We start from the raw sequence: 19,195 nt of genomic DNA on the forward strand, positions 1-19,195 counted from the left end.
AAGCCGGACACTGGATCACCCGGGGTGATCTCCGGAACCGCACGGAGAGCAACCCCGGCGGACGCTGCGCAGCGCGCCGCACCGGGGCGCGGGCCAGGACGGACGATGGGAGGGTCCGATGGCGGAATCCATGCTGCGGGACCGGACCGGGCGGGCGTTCGGCCGCCTGGTGGACCGGTACCTGGACATGCCCGAGCCGGTCACACCCGACATCGAGTGCGTACGTGACCTGCGTATCCCCGTGCGGGACGGCACCGTGCTGCTCGCCGACCGCTACCGGCCGCGCGGCGCCGGTCCGCTGCCGGTGGTGCTGCTGCGTACGCCGTACGGGAAGCACAAGCCCGACATCAAGCTGTTCGCGGGCGTGCTGGTACGGCGGGGTTTCCAGGTGGTGGCGCAGAACGTACGCGGTGTCTTCGGCTCGGGTGGCGAGTTCCGGGCCTTCGTGCACGAGAAGGACGACGGGCTGGCGACCGCGGCGTGGCTGCGCGCGCGGGCCTGGTGCGACGGCCGGCTGGCCACCGCCGGTGCCAGCTACCTCGGGCACGCGGAGTGGGCGGTCGGCCCGTACCTCGACCCGCCGCTGGAGGCGATGTGCCTGGGCATCACCACGTCCGACTTCCCCGCCGCCTTCTATCCGGGCGGGGTGCTGGCGCTGCACAACATGCTGGTGTGGTCCTCCGCGACGGGCACGCAGGAGGAGGCGCCGCTCGGCGGGCTGCTGCCCAATCCGCTCCAGACCCGCAGGGTGCAGCGCGCGATGCGGACGCTGCCGGTCGGCGAGTCCGACCTCGCGGCCATCGGGCGGCCGGAGCGTTTCCTGCGCGAGGTCAGTGCGCACGCGGAGCCGGGGGACGGTTTCTGGGCGCCGATCGACCACAGTGCGACGGCGCTGCGGATGACCACGCCGACCAGCATGGTGACCGGCTGGTGGGATCTGTTCCTGCCGTACCAGCTACGCGACTTCACGGAGCTGACCGCCGCCGGGCACCACTCGCGGATCACGATCGGGCCGTGGGCCCACGACCGCGGCGCGCTGAAGGCGACGCTCACCGACCATGTGTCGTGGCTGAGTGCCCAGTTGGCCGGTGACACCACGCAACTGCACCAGTCGCCGGTCCGGCTCTACCTCCAGCGGGCGGGCCGCTGGCTGGACTTCGACCGGTGGCCGCCGCCGCAGTCCGTACCGACGCCGCTGCGCCTCCAGCCGTCCGGCGGCCTCGACTGGCCGGAGCCGCCCGGCAGCACCCCGGACCGGTTCACCTACCACGGCGCCGACCCGACCCCGTCGACCGGCGGCCCGCTGCTGCTGCCCGGCGAGATACGGCAGCAGGACAACACGGCCGTCGAGCGGCGGCCCGACGTGCTGGTCTTCACCGGCCGTCCGCTGCCCCGCGACCTCGACCTGATCGGCCCGGTGTCGGCCGTGGTGCACGTCCGTACGGACTCCGGCTACGGCGATGTCTTCGTACGGCTGTGCGACGTGGACCGGGCGGGCGTCTCGCGCAACGTCACCGACGGCATCCTGCGGCTGCGCCCGGGCTCACCGGCGGCGGACGCCGACGGGGTGGTGGCGGCCCGGGTGGAGATGCACCCGACCGGCTACCGGTTCCTGCGCGGGCACAGCCTGCGGGTGCAGGTGGCGGGCGGCGCGTTCCCGCGGTTCGCGCGCCATCACGGGACCGGCGCGCCGGCCGCGTCGGCCGTCGCCTGCCGGCCGATCCGGTTCGAGGTCTTCCACGAGCCGGGCCGTCCGTCCGCCGTGGTGCTGCCGCTGATGACCGCACCGGCCACGCGCGGCGGGAGTGAACCGGCCTGACCGCGGTACTCGTCGTCCCGGCCCGCGCGCCGCGCGGCCGGCACCGCGGACGGTGCCCTGCCGAGGAGGGCCCACGGGGCCGAGGAGATGCCATGGGACTGGTCAAAGCCGCCGTGATCGTGCTCGACTGCGCCGACCCGGAGAAGCTGGCGGACTTCTACGCCGGCTTCCTGGAGGGCGAGGTCCGCAAGGAACACCTGCCGGACCGGGTGGAGGTCGTCGCCAACGGCACCATGATCTCCTTCCGCCGCGACCTGAACATGACGCCGCCGACCTGGCCGCGTCCGGACAGCTCGCTCCAGGCCCACCTGGACCTGCTGGTCGACGAAGGGGACATGGACGAGGCCGAGCGCAAGGCGGTCGGCCTGGGCGCGCGTCCGCTGGACACCAAGGACGACACCGGTCCCCGCGAGGTGCGGATCTACTCCGATCCGGCGGGGCACCCGTTCTCGCTGCGCTGCTCGCTCCAGTCGGGGCCGAAGACCGACTGACCGGCGGGCCCACCGTCCGCCGGAGTGTCATCCGCGGTGCAGGCGCAGCCTCAGGAAGCGCGGCCGGTACAGCTCGACATCGCGGTTGACCTGGGCCACCGAGGGGGCGCCCGGCGGGCCCAGCCAGTTGACGTCGTAGCTGACCAGCAGCGCGCCGTCGGCCGTGAACTCCGGGTGGGCCTGCGGGTTGTACACGCCGACACGCTGCTGTCCGGTGGGGTCGGCCGGCCGGGGCGGGGCGACCCGCCCGGCCGGCCCGTGCCACGGTCCCTGGGCCGAGCACGCCCAGTACGCGGTGACGGCCGACAGCCCGTCACCCGGCGGCCCGGGGTCGTCCATCGTCAGCAGCACCCAGGTCCCGCCGTCCCGTACGACGGTGAAGGCGCTGCCCACCCCGCGCCCCCGGCCCTCGCGGATCACGGGGGCCGCCCGGCCGGCGTGCGGTTGCCAGCCCTGGCCGTCCCAGAACTGCCAGGCCCGGGCCTCCCCGAGCTGCCCGGTCGGCACCCGGGCGAGGTAGGCGTTCGAGCCGGCCCGGTGGGGCCCGTCGTCGCCGCCGTAGACGTACGTGTACGCGCCGTCCCGCACGGACGCGGTGCCGTACAGCACCCGGTCGCCCGGGTTCCGTACCGAGGTCTGGTCGACGGCCGGGGCGATGCCCTCCAGCCGCAGGTCCGGCAGGGAGAGCGTGGCGATCTCGGTCGCTCGGGGCACGCCGAAGACCCAGGGGCCCTGGCCCGGCGCGCGGTTCCACAGCAAAACCCGGACGACCTGTTCGGGTGATCCGGGCGTGCGCGGCTCCACGTGCGCCTGCACCGGCCAGCGCCAGCCGTCCGGGGTGTCGGGGAAGAACGGTCCGGGGCCGGTGCCGGTGCTGCCGGTGAGGGTCCGCTCCAGGCGGCCCGCGCGGTCCATGACGACGAGGGAGTTGTGCGTCAGGGCGGGTTCGCGGCCGGAGTCGGAGGAGCGCCAGGGGTACGGCTGTCCGTGCGGGTTCGGCGGGGGCTGCACCCGGTCGAGGAAGGTGTCGGAGAAGATCCACAAGGTCCGGCCGTCGGGCAGCCGTACGGAGTGGGTGCCGTCGCCGCCGGTCCAGTCGTCCACGCGGAGGTTGTCGTTGCCGTACCGGGTGAACTCGCCGGTGAAGCGGGACTCGGCGGCCCATGAGCCGATCTTCCGTCCGGTGCACGCCGGGCCCTCCTCGCCGGGGAGGGCGAGCAGCAGGACCAGACCGGCGATCAGGGCGAGCACCGCCGCCACGGCGACGCCTCGCCTCACCGGCACGCGCATGTCCCTCACCGGCACACGCATGTCCCTCCTCGTCACGGTGACGGGCCGCCCACCGTACAGAACCGGTCGCGCACCACCCCGACCTGCCGAAAATGCGGCGATCCGCCCGCCGCCAAGTCGCTACCCGCGGGTACACACCCGCCCGGAAGGGCGATCGTAGAGCTTCCCAATGGAGCAATCCCAGGTCAACGAGTGCAAGGTCACAGCCCGATGCCCTGCTGCGGCTAACGACCGTTCGCCTAGCCTGCTGCCATGACCGCCCAGTCCCCCGAACTCCCTCTGGCCGCCGCGTTCCCCGACGCGGACCGTGAGCAGTGGCAGCGCCTGGTCGAAGGCGTGCTGCGCAAGTCGGGCGCCGCGGAGGTGACCGGCGCCGCCGCCGAAGACGCGCTCACCACCGCGCTCGAAGACGGCATCCGGGTCCGCCCGCTCTACACCGCCGAGGACGCGCCCGCCGCCGATACCGCCGGCCGCCCCGGGTTCCCGCCGTTCGTACGGGCCGGCCGCGCCACCGGCAGCACCGTCGCGGGCTGGGACGTCCGGCAGCGCCACACGGACACCGATCCGCGGCGCGCCAACGAGGCCGTCCTCGCCGACCTGGAGAACGGCGTCACCTCGCTGTGGCTGGCCGTCGGGGACGGCGGCGTGCCGGTGGGCGAGCTGGCCACCGCGCTGGACGGGGTCTACCTGGACCTCGCCGCCGTCGCCCTGGACGCGGGCGCGGACTTCGCCGCGGCGGCCGACGCCTGGTTCCGGCTCTGCGCCGAGAGGGGCGTGGCGCCGTCCGAGACGGCGGGCACCCTGGGCGCCGACCCGCTGGGCGTGGTGGCCAGGACCGGCCGCGCGGACGGCCTGGCCGGTCGCCTGGAGGCGGCGGCCGGGCTGGCCCGCCGGTGCGCCGACGAGGCGCCGCGGACGCGCGCGCTGGCCGTGGACGCGCTGCCGTACCACGAGGCGGGCGGCTCGACCGCCGAGGAGCTGGGCTGTTCGCTGGCCACCGGTGTGGCCTACCTGCGGGAGCTGACCGCGGCGGGCCTCGGTGTGGACGCCGCCTGCGCGCAGTTGGAGTTCCGGTACGCGGCCACCGCCGACCAGTTCCTGACGATCGCCAAGCTGCGGGCCGCCCGGCGGCTGTGGTCGCGGGTCGCCGAGGTGTGCGGGGCCTCCCCCGCCGCGCGGGCGCAGCGCCAGCACGCGGTCACCTCGACCGTCATGACGACCCGTCGGGACCCGTGGGTGAACATGCTGCGCACCACCGTGGCGGGCCTCTCCGCCGGAGTGGGCGGCGCGGACGCCGTCACCGTCCTGCCGTTCGACGCGGCGCTCGGCCTGCCGGACGCGTTCGCCCGCCGGATCGCGCGCAACACCCAGTCGATCCTGCTGGAGGAGTCGCACCTGTCGAAGGTGATCGACCCGGCGGGCGGGTCCTGGTACGTGGAGCGGCTGACCGACGAGCTGGCCCGCGCCGCCTGGGGCTGGTTCCAGGAGATCGAGGCCGCGGGCGGGCAGGCCGCGGCGCTGGACTCCGGGATGGTCGGCGAGCGGCTGGCGTCGACCTGGCGCAAGCGGTCCGAGGCGCTGGCGCACCGCCGCGAACCGGTGACCGGCGTCAGCGAGTTCCCGTTCCTCGCGGAGCCGGCGGTGGAGCGCGAGCCCGCGCCCGTACCGGCCGGCGGCGGGCTGCCGCGGGTGCGCCGGGACGAGGCGTACGAGGCGCTGCGCGCCCGCTCGGACGCGCACCTGGCGGCCACCGGCAGCCGCCCCAAGGCGTTCCTCGCGGCGCTCGGACCGGCCGCGGTGCACACCGCGCGCGCCACCTTCGCCTCCAACCTCCTCCAGGCGGGCGGCATCGAGCCGGTGCACGACCCGGTCTCGGTGGACGCGGAGTCGGCGGCCGAGGCGTTCACGGCGAGCGGCGCGGGTATCGCCTGTCTGTGTTCGAGTGACGCGCTGTACGCCGAGCAGGCCGCCGGGATCGCCGCGGCGCTCAAGGCGGCGGGCGCGCGGCAGGTGCTGCTGGCCGGGAAACCGGGCGAGCGGCGGGAAGCATATGAACGAGCCGGAGTGGACGCCTTCGTCTTCGCGGGCTGCGACGCGGTCGGGGTGCTGTCCTCGGCCCTGGATGTCATGGAGGTGGCGTGATGGAGCGCACGGCAGGGCAGGCGGGCGCCATCCCGGACTTCAGCACGGTCGAACTGGGTGAGCAGGCGCCCGAAGGCGACGCGGCCCAGTGGTCGGCGGCCGTCCAGGAGGCCACCGGCAAGGGCGTCGACGACCTCGTGTGGGAGACGCCCGAAGGGATCGAGGTCAAGCCGCTGTACACCGGCGAGGACCTGGCCGGGCTGGACTTCCTGCGTACGTACCCGGGCATCACGCCGTACCTGCGCGGCCCGTACCCGACCATGTACGTCAACCAGCCCTGGACGATCCGGCAGTACGCGGGCTTCTCCACCGCCGAGGAGTCCAACGCGTTCTACCGGCGCAACCTGGCGGCCGGTCAGAAGGGCCTGTCGGTCGCCTTCGACCTGCCGACCCACCGCGGCTACGACAGCGACCACCCGCGGGTGACCGGTGACGTCGGCATGGCGGGCGTGGCGATCGACTCGATCTACGACATGCGGCAGCTCTTCTCCGGCATCCCGCTGGACCGGATGACGGTGTCGATGACGATGAACGGCGCGGTGCTGCCCGTCCTGGCGCTGTACATCGTGGCCGCCGAGGAGCAGGGCGTACCGCCCGAGAAGCTGGCCGGGACCATCCAGAACGACATCCTCAAGGAGTTCATGGTCCGCAACACCTACATCTATCCGCCGCGCCCCTCGATGCGGATCATCTCCGACATCTTCGCGTACACCTCGCAGAAGATGCCGCGTTACAACTCCATCTCCATCTCCGGCTACCACATCCAGGAAGCCGGCGCGACGGCCGACCTGGAGCTGGCGTACACCCTCGCGGACGGCGTCGAGTACCTGAAGGCGGGCATCGACGCGGGGATGGACGTGGACGCCTTCGCGCCGCGGCTGTCCTTCTTCTGGGCGATCGGCATGAACTTCTTCATGGAGATCGCCAAGCTGCGGGCGGCCCGGCTGCTGTGGGCGAAGCTGGTCCAGCGGTTCGACCCGAAGAACCCCAAGTCGCTGTCGCTGCGCACCCACTCGCAGACCTCCGGCTGGTCACTGACCGCGCAGGACGTGTTCAACAACGTCACGCGGACGTGCGTGGAGGCGATGGCCGCGACGCAGGGCCACACCCAGTCCCTGCACACCAACGCGCTGGACGAGGCCCTGGCCCTGCCCACCGACTTCTCCGCCCGCATCGCGCGCAACACCCAGCTCTTCCTCCAGCAGGAGTCGGGCACCTGCCGGGTCATCGACCCGTGGGGCGGCAGCGCGTACGTCGAGAAGCTCACCCACGACCTGGCGCGCCGGGCCTGGCAGCACATCGAGGAGGTCGAGGCGGCCGGCGGCATGGCCAAGGCCATCGACGCGGGTATCCCGAAGCTCCGGGTGGAGGAGGCCGCGGCCCGTACGCAGGCGCGGATCGACTCGGGGCGGCAGGCGCTGATCGGCGTCAACAAGTACCGGGTGGACACCGACGAGCAGATCGACGTGCTGAAGGTCGACAACTCCGCGGTGCGCGCACAGCAGATCGACAAGCTGCGGCGGCTGCGCGAGGAGCGCGACGAGGCGGCCTGCCAGGACGCGCTGCGGGCGCTGACCGCCGCCGCCGAGGCCGGGCCGGGGCCGGGCCTGGAGGGCAACCTGCTGGCGCTGGCCGTGAACGCGGCCCGTGCGATGGCGACCGTGGGTGAGATCTCCGACGCACTGGAGAAGGTCTACGGGCGCCACTCCGGGCAGATCCGTACGATCTCCGGTGTGTACCGAGACGAAGCGGGGCCGTCCTCCGGCGTGGACCGGACCCGGGACCTGGTGGCGGAGTTCGAGCGGGCCGAGGGGCGCCGGCCGCGCATCCTGGTCGCCAAGATGGGCCAGGACGGCCACGACCGCGGCCAGAAGGTGATCGCCACGGCCTTCGCCGACCTGGGCTTCGACGTGGACGTCGGTCCGCTGTTCCAGACGCCCGCCGAGGTCGCCCGGCAGGCGGTGGAGGCGGACGTGCACGTCGTGGGCGTCTCCTCGCTGGCCGCCGGTCATCTGACGCTGGTGCCCGCGCTGCGCGAGGAACTGGCGGCGCAGGACCGGGAGGACATCATGATCGTGGTCGGCGGGGTGATCCCGCCCGGCGACATCCCGGCGCTGCACGAGGCGGGCGCCACGGCCGTCTTCCCGCCCGGTACGGTGATCCCGGATGCCGCGTACGACCTGGTCAAGGAACTCGCCGAGGCCCTCGGCCACGACCTGTGAGCCGCTACGTTGACGCCTGAGAAGCCCCGGCCCCGCCCGGCCCGCAAGCGACCGACGATCGACATCGACCAGTACGCGGCGGGCGTGCGCGAGGGCTCCCGGGCCTGGATCGCGCGCGCCATCACGCTGGTGGAGTCCACCCGGGCCGACCACCGGGCGATGGCCCAGCGCCTGCTGGTCGAGCTGCTGCCGTACTCCGGCACGGCCCGGCGGGTCGGCATCAGCGGGGTGCCCGGAGTCGGCAAGTCGACCTTCATCGACGCACTGGGCACCCAGCTCACGGGGGCCGGGCACCGGGTCGCCGTGCTGGCCGTCGATCCGTCGTCCAGCCGGACCGGCGGCTCGATCCTGGGCGACAAGACACGGATGGAGCGACTGGCCGCCGACCCGGCGGCGTTCGTGCGGCCGTCCCCCACCTCGGGCACGCTCGGCGGGGTGGCGCGGGCGACGCGGGAGTCCATCGTCGTCATGGAGGCCGCGGGCTACGACGTGGTGCTCGTCGAGACGGTGGGTGTCGGCCAGTCCGAGACCGCCGTCGCCAACATGGTCGACACGTTCCTGCTGCTCACCCTCGCCCGCACCGGCGACCAGCTCCAGGGCATCAAGAAGGGCGTGCTGGAACTGGCCGACCTGGTGTCGGTCAACAAGGCGGACGGGCCGCACGAGCGCGACGCGAAGTCGGCGGCCCGGGAGCTGTCCGGCGCGCTGCGCCTGCTCCAGCCCCCGGACGCCGCCTGGACCCCCCCGGTCCTGACGTGCAGCGCCCGCGAGGGCACCGGCCTGGACACCGTGTGGGACCGCGTCGAGCAGCACCGCAAGCTGCTGGAGTCCACCGGGGCGCTGGCGGGCAAGCGGCGCGACCAGCAGGTCGACTGGACCTGGTCGATGGTCCGCGAGCAGTTGCTCAACCGGCTCCGGGACCACCCGGGCGTCCGGGACGTGGCACCGGAGGTGGAGCGGGAGGTACGGTCCGGCACGCTGACGGCGACGCTCGCGGCGGAACGGATCCTCAAGGCGTTCGGGATGCCGGACGGCGGACTGTAGCGTCCGCGTCCGGGGCTCACGCCGGGGACATCACCTCGTACAGGTTCCCGGCGTCGTCCTGGAAGAACAGGCCGCGCGGGCACAGCGGGTGGTCGATGCGGCCGTTGTCCGGATGCGCGGGTTCACTGCCGTAGGGCACCCCGGCTGATCGGATGCGCGCGAGGATCGCGTCGAAGGTGGCCGGGTCCACGTCGAAGGCGAGGTGGTGGCCCTCGGGCTCCGGCACCGCCATGAAGTCGAGGGTCAGCCGGTCGTTGACGCGTACGGGGGCGAAGTGCCCGTGCCGACCGGCCGGCGGGAGTTCCTCCAGACCCATGACCGAGGCGAAGAACCGGGCCGCCGCGCGGTGGTCGGCGGCGGGCACGATGGTGTGGTTGAGGCTGACGGGCACGGGCGCTCCCCGGGTCGACGAGACGGCCACCGTACGGAGTGAGTACTCACTCCGTCAATGGTCCATCGGTCCCCGCCGCCCGAAGTGCGCGACGGCCGCCTCCTCGAAGTGCCGTTCCGCCGTGGAGACATAGGTGTCCGCACGCCGCACCAGACTGAGCGTGCGCCGGCAGCCCGGCACGTCCAGGCGCAGCCAGTGGACCGGCGCTTCGGGCGCCTCGTTGCGGGCGAGCGCCGGGATGAGCCCGATGCCGAGACCGGCGCCGATCAGGAACTGCGTCGCGGCCGGCTCGTCGCCCTCGCAGGTGATGACGGGGGTTCGGCCCGCCGCGGCGAACAGCCGGTCCAGCAGCTCGCGTTGCCAGTGCCCGGCGCGCGGGGTGACGAACGGCTCGTCCACGACGTCCTCCAGACGGACCCGCCCCCGCCCGGCCAGCGGATGCCCGCGCGGGACGGCCAGCAGCACGTCCTCCTCCATCAGCACCACCGAACGCAGCCCGGCCCCGCGCAACGGCTGGGAGGCGACGCAGAAGTCGACCTCGCGCGCCGCAAGCTGGCGCCGCATCACGGCAGCGGTCGACTGGTACAGACGTATGTCGACCCCGGGGTGCGCGGCGCGGAAGGCCGAGAGCAGCGAGGAGAGCGTCAGCAGTGTCTCGGCGGCGACCGCGACGCGCCCCTGGTCCAGGCCCGCGGCGTCGGCCACCTCGCGCCGCGCGTCGTCCAGTTCGCCGAGCGCCCGCTCGACGCGGCGCAGAAAGGCCGCGCCGTACCGGTTGAGGCGGATCGAGCGGCCCTGCCGGTCGAAGAGCAGCACCCCGAGGCCGGCCTCCAGCCGGGCGATCGTCCGGCTCACCGCGGGCTGCGCGACCCGCAGTTCGACGGCGGCCCGGCTGATGTGCTCGTGCCGGGCCACCACCTGGAACGTCCGCAGGGACGGCAGATCCACTCCGGCCCCCGCTCAGACGGTCAGGCCGCCGTCGACGGGCAGGATCGCGCCCGTCACGTACGACGCCCGGTCGCTGAGCAGCCACGCGGCGGCCTGCGCCACCTCGTCGGGAGCGGCCGCCCGGCGCAGCGGTGTACGGGCCGTGAGCCGGTCGACGACGTCCGGTTCGCGGGCGGCCCAGTCCTCGATCATGGCGGTCATGGTCGTGCCGGGGGCGACGGCGTTGACACGGATGCCCTGCGGGCCGTACTCGACGGCGGCGGTCTGGGTGAGGCTGTTGACGGCCCGCTTGGAGGCTCCGTACAGGCTCATCCCGGCGGACGGTTTCAGGCTGCCGACGCTGCTGTTGTTCACGATGGCGCCGGTGCGCGCGGTGGCGGTGATCGCCCGTATCTCGGCGGCCATCGCCAGCCAGACCCCCCGGTGGTTGACGGCGGTGATCCGGTCGAACTCCTCGACGGGGATCTCGGCGAGCGGGGCGTGCCCGATGCCCATGCCCGCGTTGTTGAACGCGCCGTCCAGGCGGCCGTGGCGCTCCACCGCCGTGTCCACCGCCCGCTGTACGGCGGCCGGGTCCGCCAGGTCCGCGACGACGTGGTCGGCGGTGCCGCCCGCGGCCCGTACCGCCTCGGTCACCGCGGCCAGCTCCGGCCCGGTCCGCGCGGTCAGCACGACCGCGGCTCCCTCCCGCGCGAACAGCCGTGCCGCGGCGGCGCCGATGCCGCGCCCCGCGCCGGTGATCAGCAGGACCTTGCCGTCCAGCAGTCCGCCGGCGGCCGCGCCGCGCCCCGCACCCGTGTCCGTCGTCTCCGTCATGTCGATCATTGTGCAGGAGGCCGCAACGGCGCTTCCGAGGGACCTGAGCGGCCTGAGTGACCACCGTTGTCGCCGTGCCCGTCATGGCCGGGGATCGTGCCGTCCGGCTTGGCGATCAGGAGGAGTCCGGCCATGCCCATGTCGGAGTGGCTCTGGACGTGGCAGTGGTACATCCACGCGCCGGCGCCCACGCCCTCGCCCGCCAGGAACTGGAAGCCGAAGGAGTCGGCCGGTCCGGTGATCTTGTTGTCGATGACCCGGCTGGGGTCGTCCGGGCCTTCCAGGACGCCGGTGCGGTTGTCCGCCCAGCGGTGACCGTGCACGTGGAAGGTGTGGTAGTACTCACCGTGGGTGATGGAGATGATCTCGACGCGCTCCCCCACCGTGGCCCTGAAGTCCGGCCCTTTGGGCAGGTTGTTGATCGTCATGTCGTTGAAGACGATGGTGAACTGCCGGTCGGGCAGCGGGTCGCCGGCCCGCCGTACGACCACCGGCCCGTACAGGCCCCGGCGGATGCCGCCGGTGCCGTGCTCGGTGCCCACGACATGGTCGTGATAGTGCCAGTAGCCCGCGCTGCCCGGCCGCCAGGTGCCGTCCCCGCGCCGGCCGGGGGCGTGGGTGCGCCAGGTGTACGTACGGGTGGCGCCCGGTTCCAGGTGGCTGCGGTTCAACCGGGTGCCGTCGCCGGCCACGTCGTAGTCGAGGCCGTGCACGTGCAGACTGGCCGCGGTCTTCAGGGTGTTCTCGCACTCGATGTGCAGCGTGTCCCCCTCGACCAGCTCGATCGGCGGACCCGGTATGGTCGCCTTCCCCTTTTCCAGACCGTATCCGAGCTGCCCGCCCGGCAGTTCCTCGATGTAGAGCTTGAGGTGCTTGACCGCGCCCGCGGCGACCGCGGTGCGGCCCGTCCTCACCGGACGCCCGGCGGCCGCGGCCGGGGCCACGGGCGGGGCCGCCACCGTGCCGAGCGCGGCGACGGCGGCGCCTCCGGCGAGGAGACGGCGGTTGAAGCGGCGCCTGGGGACGTCGGGTTCCTCGGTCATCGTGCTCCCACGGCAGGAGGGACGGGGCGGGGCAGCGGATCGGGGCGGAGGGATGGCAGGGACGGTAGCCGCACGGGCCTTGTTTATCCACACTCAGGACAAAGTTGGACGGGTTGCGGCCATAGCTCTTGGCGAGTCACCGAAAGGGGTCTAGCTTCATCGGCTGCCGCTGTCCGTGGCCACAGAGGGGCGGGTGCACCCGTGCGACGATTCCGGCACCACTTACCACGGCCGCTTCGCGCGATGCCGCGCACCGGCCGCCACCGACCGCCGAAACGGCCGCGCCCCGGGCGGGCCGCCGGCCTCCCCGCGCTGGTGCTGGCCGTGACGGCCGCCCTGCTCGGCGGCGCGCCGGCGCACGCCTCCGGGCCGGGCGCCGGACTGCGGCTGCCCACCCCGCCGGGCGGTGAGAACGTCCGCGTCCTGGTCTTCCACGCCTCGGCGGGCGCGGAGCCGCCCACCGTCGACGCGGGGATCGAGGCCGTCGAGCGGATCGGCCGCCAGGGCCCGCCCGCCGAGCACTTCGCGGTCGACGCGACCGACGACGCGTCGGTCTTCACCGACCCGCGCCTCGGGACGTACAACGCGGTGGTCTTCCTGACCGGCGGCGGCGACCTGCTCGACCCCGAGCAGGAGGCGGGTCTGGAGAGCTACCTGGAGGCCGGGGGCGGGTTCGTCGGCATCCATGACGCGGCCCGCGCCGAGCCGTACTCGGACTGGTTCACCGGCCTGATCGGCGCCCGGCCCACGGCCACCGTGCCGACCGCGGCGCAGCGGGCCGTCGTGGAGGTCGGCGACCGCCGCCATCCGGCCACCCGCGACCTCCCCGTCGAGTGGAAGCGCCCGGACACATGGCTCAACTGGGCCACCAATCCGAGCGGTTCGGTGCACACCGTGGCCCGGGTACGGGAGAACACCTACCGGCCGGGACCCGGCGCCAACGGCTGGGACCACCCGGTCTCCTGGTGCCGCGACTACGACGGCGGCCGGTCGTTCTACACCGGTATGGGCGGCACGCCCGACAGCTTCCGTGAGGCCGACTTCCGTACGCATCTGCGCGGCGCGCTGCTGTGGACCACCCGGCTGACCCGCGCCGACTGCCAGGCCACCATCGCCTCGCACTACAAGGCCGAGCGCCTGACCGCCCCCAACCAGCCGGGTACGTCGGACCAGATCGGCGAACCGCACGGCCTGGTGACGGCCAAGGACGGCCGGGTCTTCTACATCGGCCGCGGCGGTGGTGACGCGAGCGCCCCGGTCGTCACCGACTGGAACGACCCGGCCGTCGGCAAGGGCGAGGGCACCGTCCACGTCTGGGATCCGAAGACCGGCAAGGCCACCCTCGTCGGCACGGTGACCGTCTTCGGCAACAAGGGCGGCGGCGACGAACTCGTCAAGAACGAGGAAGGGCTGCTGGGCATCGAGCTGGACCCGGCCTTCCTCACCAACGGCTGGGTCTACCTGCACTACACGCCGCACTCCGGCGTCGACCGGACCACGCGCATGGCCGAGCGACGCGTCTCCCGCTTCACGCTGGACGCCCGGACGAACAGGCTGGACCCGGCCTCGGAGAAGGTCCTGCTGACGTGGCCGGTGCAGGTGCACAGTTGCTGTCACGCGGGCGGCGGCATGGCCTGGGACTCCAAGGACAACCTGTACATCGCCACGGGGGACAACAACTCCTCGCGGTTCAGCGACGGTTACTCGGGCAACAACCCGCAGCCCACATACAAGGGCGTCGCCTTCGCCGACGCGCGGCGTACCGCGGGCAACACCAACAACCTCAACGGCAAGATCCTGCGCATCCACCCCGAGCCGGACGGCACGTACACCCTGCCGGAAGGCAATCTCTTCACCGGCAAGGAGCCGGACGAGGGCGGTGGCAAGACCCGCGGCGAGATCTACGTGATGGGCGTACGCAACCCGTCACGGATCTCCGTCGACAAGAAGACCGACACGCTGTACGCGGGCTGGGTCGGTCCGGACGCGACCGAACCCAGCCCCACCTGGGGCCCGGCCAAGTACGACACGTTCGCCGCGATCACCCACGCGGGCAACCGCGGCTGGCCGTACTGCATGGGCAACAACCAGCCGTACCGCGACCGGAACCTGCCCGACCCGTCGAAGCCGCTGGGCTGGTACGACTGCGAGCACCCCAAGAACGAGTCGCCGCACAACGACGGCCTGGTCCTCCTCCCGCCCGCCGAGCCGAACAACGTCTGGTACGCGCCGCAGGGCGGCGGCCCCGACTTCCCGCGCGACGCCCAGGGCGTGCCCAGCTACCGGCTGTCCGAGCAGAAACTGCTGCTCCCCTGGCTCAAGGGCGGCGGCCAGGCCGCGATGGACGGCCCGGTCCACCGCCACGACGCGGCCGCCACCCGCCAGGGCGCCTGGCCCGCCTACTGGGACGGCAAGTGGTTCGTCGGCGACTTCTACGACGGCGACCAGCCTCGGCACGCACTGGTGATGGACCCGCGGACAGCGGGCTCCGGCGGCCTGCCCGCGCACGTGGAGAGCCTGGACGAGATCGTGCCGGTCGGCGTGAACGGCATCCGCAATCTCATGGGCTGGACGTTCGGCCCCGACGGCGCGCTGTACGTCCTCGACTACGGGCGCGGCTTCTTCACCTCGGACGCCAAGTCAGCACTGTGGCGGGTGACCTATACGGGCGGCGAGCCCACCCCGCGCCCCGCGGAACTGGCCCGCGAGGGACGGGAGGCCGGACGATGAACCCACGGCGCGCATGGGCGGTCCTGCTGACCGCGCTGCTGGTGCTCGTCGGCCTGACCGCCACGGCAGCACACGGCCGCCCGCCCGCGCGGCCGACGGCGCCCGGGCCCCCGGCGGCGCGGCAGACCCTGACCTGGACCGCGGGCGACGACATCACCAAGTACACCACCGCCCCCGCCACCGCCGTGGCCGGGCGGACCACCATCGTCTTCGAGAACAGCACGGCCACCGGCAACACCACGGGCATGCCGCACACCCTGACCTTCGACATCTCCGACCCGCGGTACAACAACGACGTGCGGCTCAACATCATGGCCAACCCGGGTGACGCGCAGGGCGGCAAGTACACCACCGAGGTCACCCTGACCCCGGGCACGTACCGCTACCACTGCACCATCCCGGGCCACGAGCAGATGCAGGGCGTCCTGGTCGTCACGGACGGCGGCGGCGCGGACACCACACCGCCGGAGACCTCCGCGACGGTGGACGGCGTACGGAACGACGCCGGCGCGTACGTCGGCGGGGCGACCGTCACGGTCGCCGCCTCCGACACCGGGTCCGGGGTCGCCACCGTCGAGTACGCGGTGGGCGGCGGGGCGTTCCAGCCGTACACCGCGCCGGTGCTGGTCCGCGAACCCGGCACGTACCAGGTCCGCTACCGCGCCACCGACAAGGCCGGCAACACCGCCGCCGAGAAGTCGGCGGGCTTCACGGTCGTGGCGCCGCCCGGTGACACGACACCGCCGCGCACCTCGGCGACGACCGAGGGGCAGCGCAACTCCGACGGCGAGTACCTCGGGCGGGCCACCGTGACGGTCACCGCCACCGACGACGGGTCCGGTGTCGCGTCGACCGAGTACTCGCTCGACGGCGGCCCGTTCCTCGCGTACACGGCGCCCGTCGTGGTGGACCGCAGCGGCCGGCACACCGTCGCGCACCGCGCCACCGACCGGGCGGGCAACACGTCCGAGGCGGTACGGGTGTCCTTCACCGTCGCCCCGGGCGGCGGGGTGCCCGCGCCGAACTGCCCCGAGTGGGACGAGCGGCGCACCGTCGTCGTCGGCACGGTCGACACGGGCGTGCCCAACCGTGTCACCCGCAACCGCTGCACCGTCAACGAACTGATCGAGGACGAGAAGGACTGGTCCTCCCGCGCCCTGTTCCTCAAGCACGTCAGGACGGTCACCGCCAAGCTGCTCACGGACGGTGTGCTCGACGAGCGCGAGAGCCGGGCCGTCACCGCGGCCGCCGACGCGTCCGGGATCGGCACGCCCGGCCACCACACCGGCTACCGCGACCTGTTCGACGGGACCAAGGCGTCCTTCGACCGCTGGCGGCAGGTCGGCGGCGGTGCCTTCGGGCTGACCGCCGACGGCGCGATGACCAGCAGTTCCACGGTGCCGGGCATGGGGATGCTGTGGTTCCCGCGGCGGACGTACGACGACTTCTCGCTGCGGCTGCGGTTCCGCGACGACGCGCCGGGCACCGGCAACGCCAACGGCGGGGTCTTCGTCCGCTTCCCGTCCGTGTACGACCATCCCGAGGAGCCCCGGCCGGAGTGGGTGGCGATCAAGTACGGGCACGAGATCCAGATCCTGGACCGGCCGGACGGTGACCTGTACAAGACGGGATCGGTGTACGGGTTCGACCGCGTCGGGCTCGGCGGGGCGGGCGTCACGCCGAAGGGCACCTGGAACGACTACGAGATCCGGGTGGTGGGCCAGCACTACGCGGTCTTCCGCAACGGTGTGCTGATCAACGAGTTCGACAACACCGGCGGGCAGCAGTTCTTCCCGCCGCGGGCGGACGATCCCGGGACCGACGGGCGCCGGTACGCCGCGGGCCACATCGGCCTCCAGGTGCACGGGACGTCCGACGTCATCTCGTACCGCGACATCCGGATCAAGGAGCTGTAGGGCGCGGGGCGGCCACGGGGCGGGGCGGTGGGCGCGGGCCCGCCGCCCCGCCCTGGTGTCAGCGTATGTTGACGTCGATGCAGGCGTAGAAGGCGTTGGAGGTGTCCGCGACGTTCCAGACGGCGAGGACCTTCTGCTTGCCCTTGATGCCCTGGAAGTTCACGTTGTGCGTGACGGTGGCCGGCGGCTTGGCCCCGTGGTCGTCGACCTCCGCGATCTTGCGTCCGCCGATGAAGTACTGCCAGGTGCTGGTGCGGTGCTGGGCCGTCAGCCGCCAGGTGAAGGCCTGGGAGCTGCCGACCGAGGTCGCCTTCCAGCCCTTGCTGTCGTCGTCGAGCTCCCGGAACCGGGCGTTGCCGCCGCTGCAGCTCTTCAGACCCTTGGGGCCCTCGACGCTCTGCGGCTCCCACTTGATGTCTCCGCAGGAGACGGTGCCCGCCGCACACTGCGCCTGCCGGCTGGCCGGGGCGTTCACATAGCCGTGGGCGCTCGCCGAACTCGCGGGCAGGGTCACGACGAGGAGCGGAGCCAGCGCGGCGCCGACGGCCGTGGCGATCTTTCTCTTCTGGTGCATGTCGACTCCTTCACGGTGGGGGCCCGGCGCGGGACGGACACGTACCGGCGCTGTCGCGCGGTGCGTCCGGTCCGTGCGGGCCCCGCTGGTGGGGGTGGGGTGACGCGAAGGTGTGGTGCCGACGCGCGAGGACCACGGCCGTCCCGGAGTACAGTGCCGACCACCTGGGGAAGGCCGGAATCCCGCTCGCCAATTGGTCTAGACTTTACCGATTGGCAGGCCCCGGTCAAGGGGGCGGACATCACCTTGTACCGCCCCAGGCGTCACCCACGCCCCACAAGCGGATGTCGCCTCACCTCGTGGGCCGGAGCGGGCCGTTGGGCGTGTACGGGTCCTCCCGGACACCGTGGCCGGCCGTCCTTCACACCTTGGGAATGTCGAAGTACCGGTTCATGTGCGCGGCCAGCCCCAGGTCACCGGAGACCTTGATCTTGCGGGTGAGGACCATCGTCACCGGATTGCCGTTGCCCGACACCAGCCGCAGGAACTCCGCGTCGCCCATGACCATGGTCAGCCGCGGCGCGTCCGTACCGGCACCCCGGCGCACCGTGCACTCCCCGTCCGCGAGGACGGTCTCCCAGACGGCCTCCCGCTCGCCGGTGATCCGCCAGCGGATCACCGCCCGCACCCCGGCCGCGGCGTCGGGACGGAACTGCCGTCCCATCCTGCCGAAGACCTCACCGAGCACCCGGTCCCGCAGCTCGCCCCGCGCCAGCGCGGTGATCTCCTTGGTGGACAGCCCCTTCACGATCCGCGCGAACTCCTCCGGCGTGACGCTCGCGAAGTCGAGCTCGGCCAGCAGCGACCTGACGTCTTGGGCCACGGCACTCTCCTCGTCGCATGATTGTCTCCCCTGCATGGTGCCCCCGCCGCACCACGCGGCGCCCGCCGGGTCCCGTACCCGGCACGTCCCGGCTCCCGCACCGGCCACATCCGGCCGCCGGGGCCACGGTTCGCGCCGTTCGCCGGGGCACCCGGCCGTCGAGGGGTTGGCGGCCCGCCTGCCGGATACCCGGGTACCGCGCGGAGGCGGCCGTTGCGACGTACCCGCCTCTCCTCCCGCGCAGCGCAACCCGGCCGGCGGCCGCCCCGCCCCGCACAGCGCGCCGGCGGGAGGGGAGACACCCCTGAGGAGGAGCGTCACCATGCCCGGAAACCGGACCGTCCGCCGCGCCGCCCTGGCCGCCGCCCTGTCGGCCCTCGCCGTCACCGCGCCCGCCGGACCGAGCGCCACCGCCGCGCCCGCCCCGGCGCCGGCCGGCGACCGGTCCGAGACACCCGTCCGCAGCGGCCGCACCGACTCGGCCGTCGACCGGGTCGCCCATTTCTACGGCAGCTACCTCGACGCCGTGAGCGACGACGGGCGCGGCGCGCTGGCCCAGGCGCTGCGCGGCCATTACCTCACCCCCGAGCTGCGGGCCCGGCTGGCGAACTGGGAGCAGCGGGAGCACGCGGACGGCGTGCTGCGCGGCCAGGACACCCCGACGGCCTGGCGCGTCACCTACAACGACAGCGCCATGGGCCGTGCCTGGACCCGGGTCCGCCTCACCTGGGGCAGCCCGGAGCAGCCGCGCTACACCCATCTGCTGGTCACCTCCGACCTGAACACCCTGCGCATCACCGACATCGAGCCGGACACGGAGCAGTAGCCGCCCGGCGCCGAGCAGGGGCCGCCCGGCGCGCGGCCGCCGGATGCCCGTACACACAGCCGCCGTGCCGGGCCGCGCTGTGCAGCGCGGACCCGGCACGGCGTCCCCCGAGAGCCGGTC

Annotated in this window: 15 protein-coding genes; 8 read left to right on the forward strand and 7 right to left on the reverse strand. The window is 73.3% G+C overall.

All coding sequences use genetic code 11. The features are described from left to right. Positions 1-118: 118 nt before the first annotated feature. Complete coding sequence (locus AB0A97_RS12995) at positions 119-1,819, forward strand: CocE/NonD family hydrolase (RefSeq protein ID WP_361148325.1); 1,701 nt, start codon at positions 119-121, stop codon at positions 1,817-1,819. Positions 1,820-1,911: 92 nt separating this feature from the next. Further along, the gene (locus AB0A97_RS13000; protein WP_361148327.1) at positions 1,912-2,310 is read left to right on the forward strand and encodes a VOC family protein; all 399 of its coding nucleotides are present in this window, start codon (positions 1,912-1,914) and stop codon (positions 2,308-2,310) included. 27 nt (positions 2,311-2,337) lie between these two features. On the opposite strand, the gene AB0A97_RS13005 is transcribed toward AB0A97_RS13000, so the two are convergent. Then, a complete protein-coding gene (locus AB0A97_RS13005; RefSeq protein ID WP_361148804.1) occupies positions 2,338-3,600 on the reverse strand; it encodes a DUF4185 domain-containing protein in 1,263 nt (420 codons plus the stop codon). Positions 3,601-3,852: 252 nt separating this feature from the next. On the opposite strand from AB0A97_RS13005, the gene AB0A97_RS13010 reads away from it, so the two are divergent. The 3 genes from AB0A97_RS13010 to meaB are packed head-to-tail and all read left to right on the forward strand — an operon-like array spanning position 3,853 to position 9,008. Then, complete coding sequence (locus AB0A97_RS13010; RefSeq protein WP_361148329.1) at positions 3,853-5,742, forward strand: methylmalonyl-CoA mutase family protein; 1,890 nt, start codon at positions 3,853-3,855, stop codon at positions 5,740-5,742. Beyond that, positions 5,742-7,964 carry a methylmalonyl-CoA mutase gene (scpA, locus tag AB0A97_RS13015; RefSeq protein ID WP_361148331.1) on the forward strand — a complete coding sequence of 741 codons (2,223 nt, stop codon included), beginning with the start codon at positions 5,742-5,744 and terminating at the stop codon, positions 7,962-7,964. The genes AB0A97_RS13010 and scpA overlap by 1 nt, the downstream gene beginning before the upstream one ends. Positions 7,965-7,973: 9 nt before the next feature. Then, positions 7,974-9,008 carry a methylmalonyl Co-A mutase-associated GTPase MeaB gene (gene meaB / locus AB0A97_RS13020; protein ID WP_361148333.1) on the forward strand — a complete coding sequence of 345 codons (1,035 nt, stop codon included), beginning with the start codon at positions 7,974-7,976 and terminating at the stop codon, positions 9,006-9,008. A gap of 16 nt (positions 9,009-9,024) precedes the next feature. Here meaB and AB0A97_RS13025 read toward each other — a convergent pair whose 3' ends face one another. Genes AB0A97_RS13025 through AB0A97_RS13040 form a run of 4 tightly spaced genes read right to left on the reverse strand, consistent with a single transcriptional unit; the run spans position 9,025 to position 12,206 of the window. Next, the gene (locus AB0A97_RS13025) at positions 9,025-9,399 is read right to left on the reverse strand and encodes a VOC family protein (protein ID WP_361148335.1); all 375 of its coding nucleotides are present in this window, start codon (positions 9,397-9,399) and stop codon (positions 9,025-9,027) included. Positions 9,400-9,453: 54 nt separating this feature from the next. Then, complete coding sequence (locus AB0A97_RS13030) at positions 9,454-10,347, reverse strand: LysR substrate-binding domain-containing protein (RefSeq protein ID WP_361148336.1); 894 nt, start codon at positions 10,345-10,347, stop codon at positions 9,454-9,456. A 12-nt stretch (positions 10,348-10,359) separates the two neighbouring features. Continuing rightward, complete coding sequence (locus AB0A97_RS13035; protein WP_361148338.1) at positions 10,360-11,163, reverse strand: SDR family oxidoreductase; 804 nt, start codon at positions 11,161-11,163, stop codon at positions 10,360-10,362. 5 nt (positions 11,164-11,168) lie between these two features. Next, on the reverse strand, positions 11,169-12,206 hold the full coding sequence (locus AB0A97_RS13040) for a multicopper oxidase domain-containing protein (RefSeq protein ID WP_361148340.1): 1,038 nt from the start codon (positions 12,204-12,206) through the stop codon (positions 11,169-11,171). Between the two features lie 243 nt (positions 12,207-12,449). Between AB0A97_RS13040 and AB0A97_RS13045 the strand changes: the two genes are divergently transcribed. After that, a complete protein-coding gene (locus tag AB0A97_RS13045; protein WP_361148342.1) occupies positions 12,450-14,936 on the forward strand; it encodes a ThuA domain-containing protein in 2,487 nt (828 codons plus the stop codon). Continuing rightward, on the forward strand, positions 14,933-16,852 hold the full coding sequence (locus tag AB0A97_RS13050; RefSeq protein WP_361148344.1) for a family 16 glycoside hydrolase: 1,920 nt from the start codon (positions 14,933-14,935) through the stop codon (positions 16,850-16,852). The genes AB0A97_RS13045 and AB0A97_RS13050 overlap by 4 nt, the downstream gene beginning before the upstream one ends. 58 nt (positions 16,853-16,910) lie before the next feature. Here AB0A97_RS13050 and AB0A97_RS13055 read toward each other — a convergent pair whose 3' ends face one another. Together AB0A97_RS13055 and AB0A97_RS13060 are read right to left on the reverse strand one after the other, a co-directional pair. Further along, on the reverse strand, positions 16,911-17,426 hold the full coding sequence (locus AB0A97_RS13055) for a lytic polysaccharide monooxygenase auxiliary activity family 9 protein (RefSeq protein WP_361148346.1): 516 nt from the start codon (positions 17,424-17,426) through the stop codon (positions 16,911-16,913). Positions 17,427-17,787: 361 nt separating this feature from the next. Next, complete coding sequence (locus AB0A97_RS13060) at positions 17,788-18,249, reverse strand: SCP2 sterol-binding domain-containing protein (protein ID WP_361148348.1); 462 nt, start codon at positions 18,247-18,249, stop codon at positions 17,788-17,790. A 322-nt stretch (positions 18,250-18,571) separates the two neighbouring features. Here AB0A97_RS13060 and AB0A97_RS13065 point away from each other — a divergent pair, with 322 nt between their 5' ends. Further along, the gene (locus tag AB0A97_RS13065) at positions 18,572-19,075 is read left to right on the forward strand and encodes a hypothetical protein (RefSeq protein WP_361148350.1); all 504 of its coding nucleotides are present in this window, start codon (positions 18,572-18,574) and stop codon (positions 19,073-19,075) included. The last annotated feature ends 120 nt before the right edge of the window (positions 19,076-19,195 follow it).

The sequence above is a fragment of the Streptomyces sp. NPDC045470 genome, assembly GCF_040646595.1.
In the GTDB taxonomy this organism is placed as follows: Bacteria; Actinomycetota; Actinomycetes; order Streptomycetales; family Streptomycetaceae; genus Streptomyces.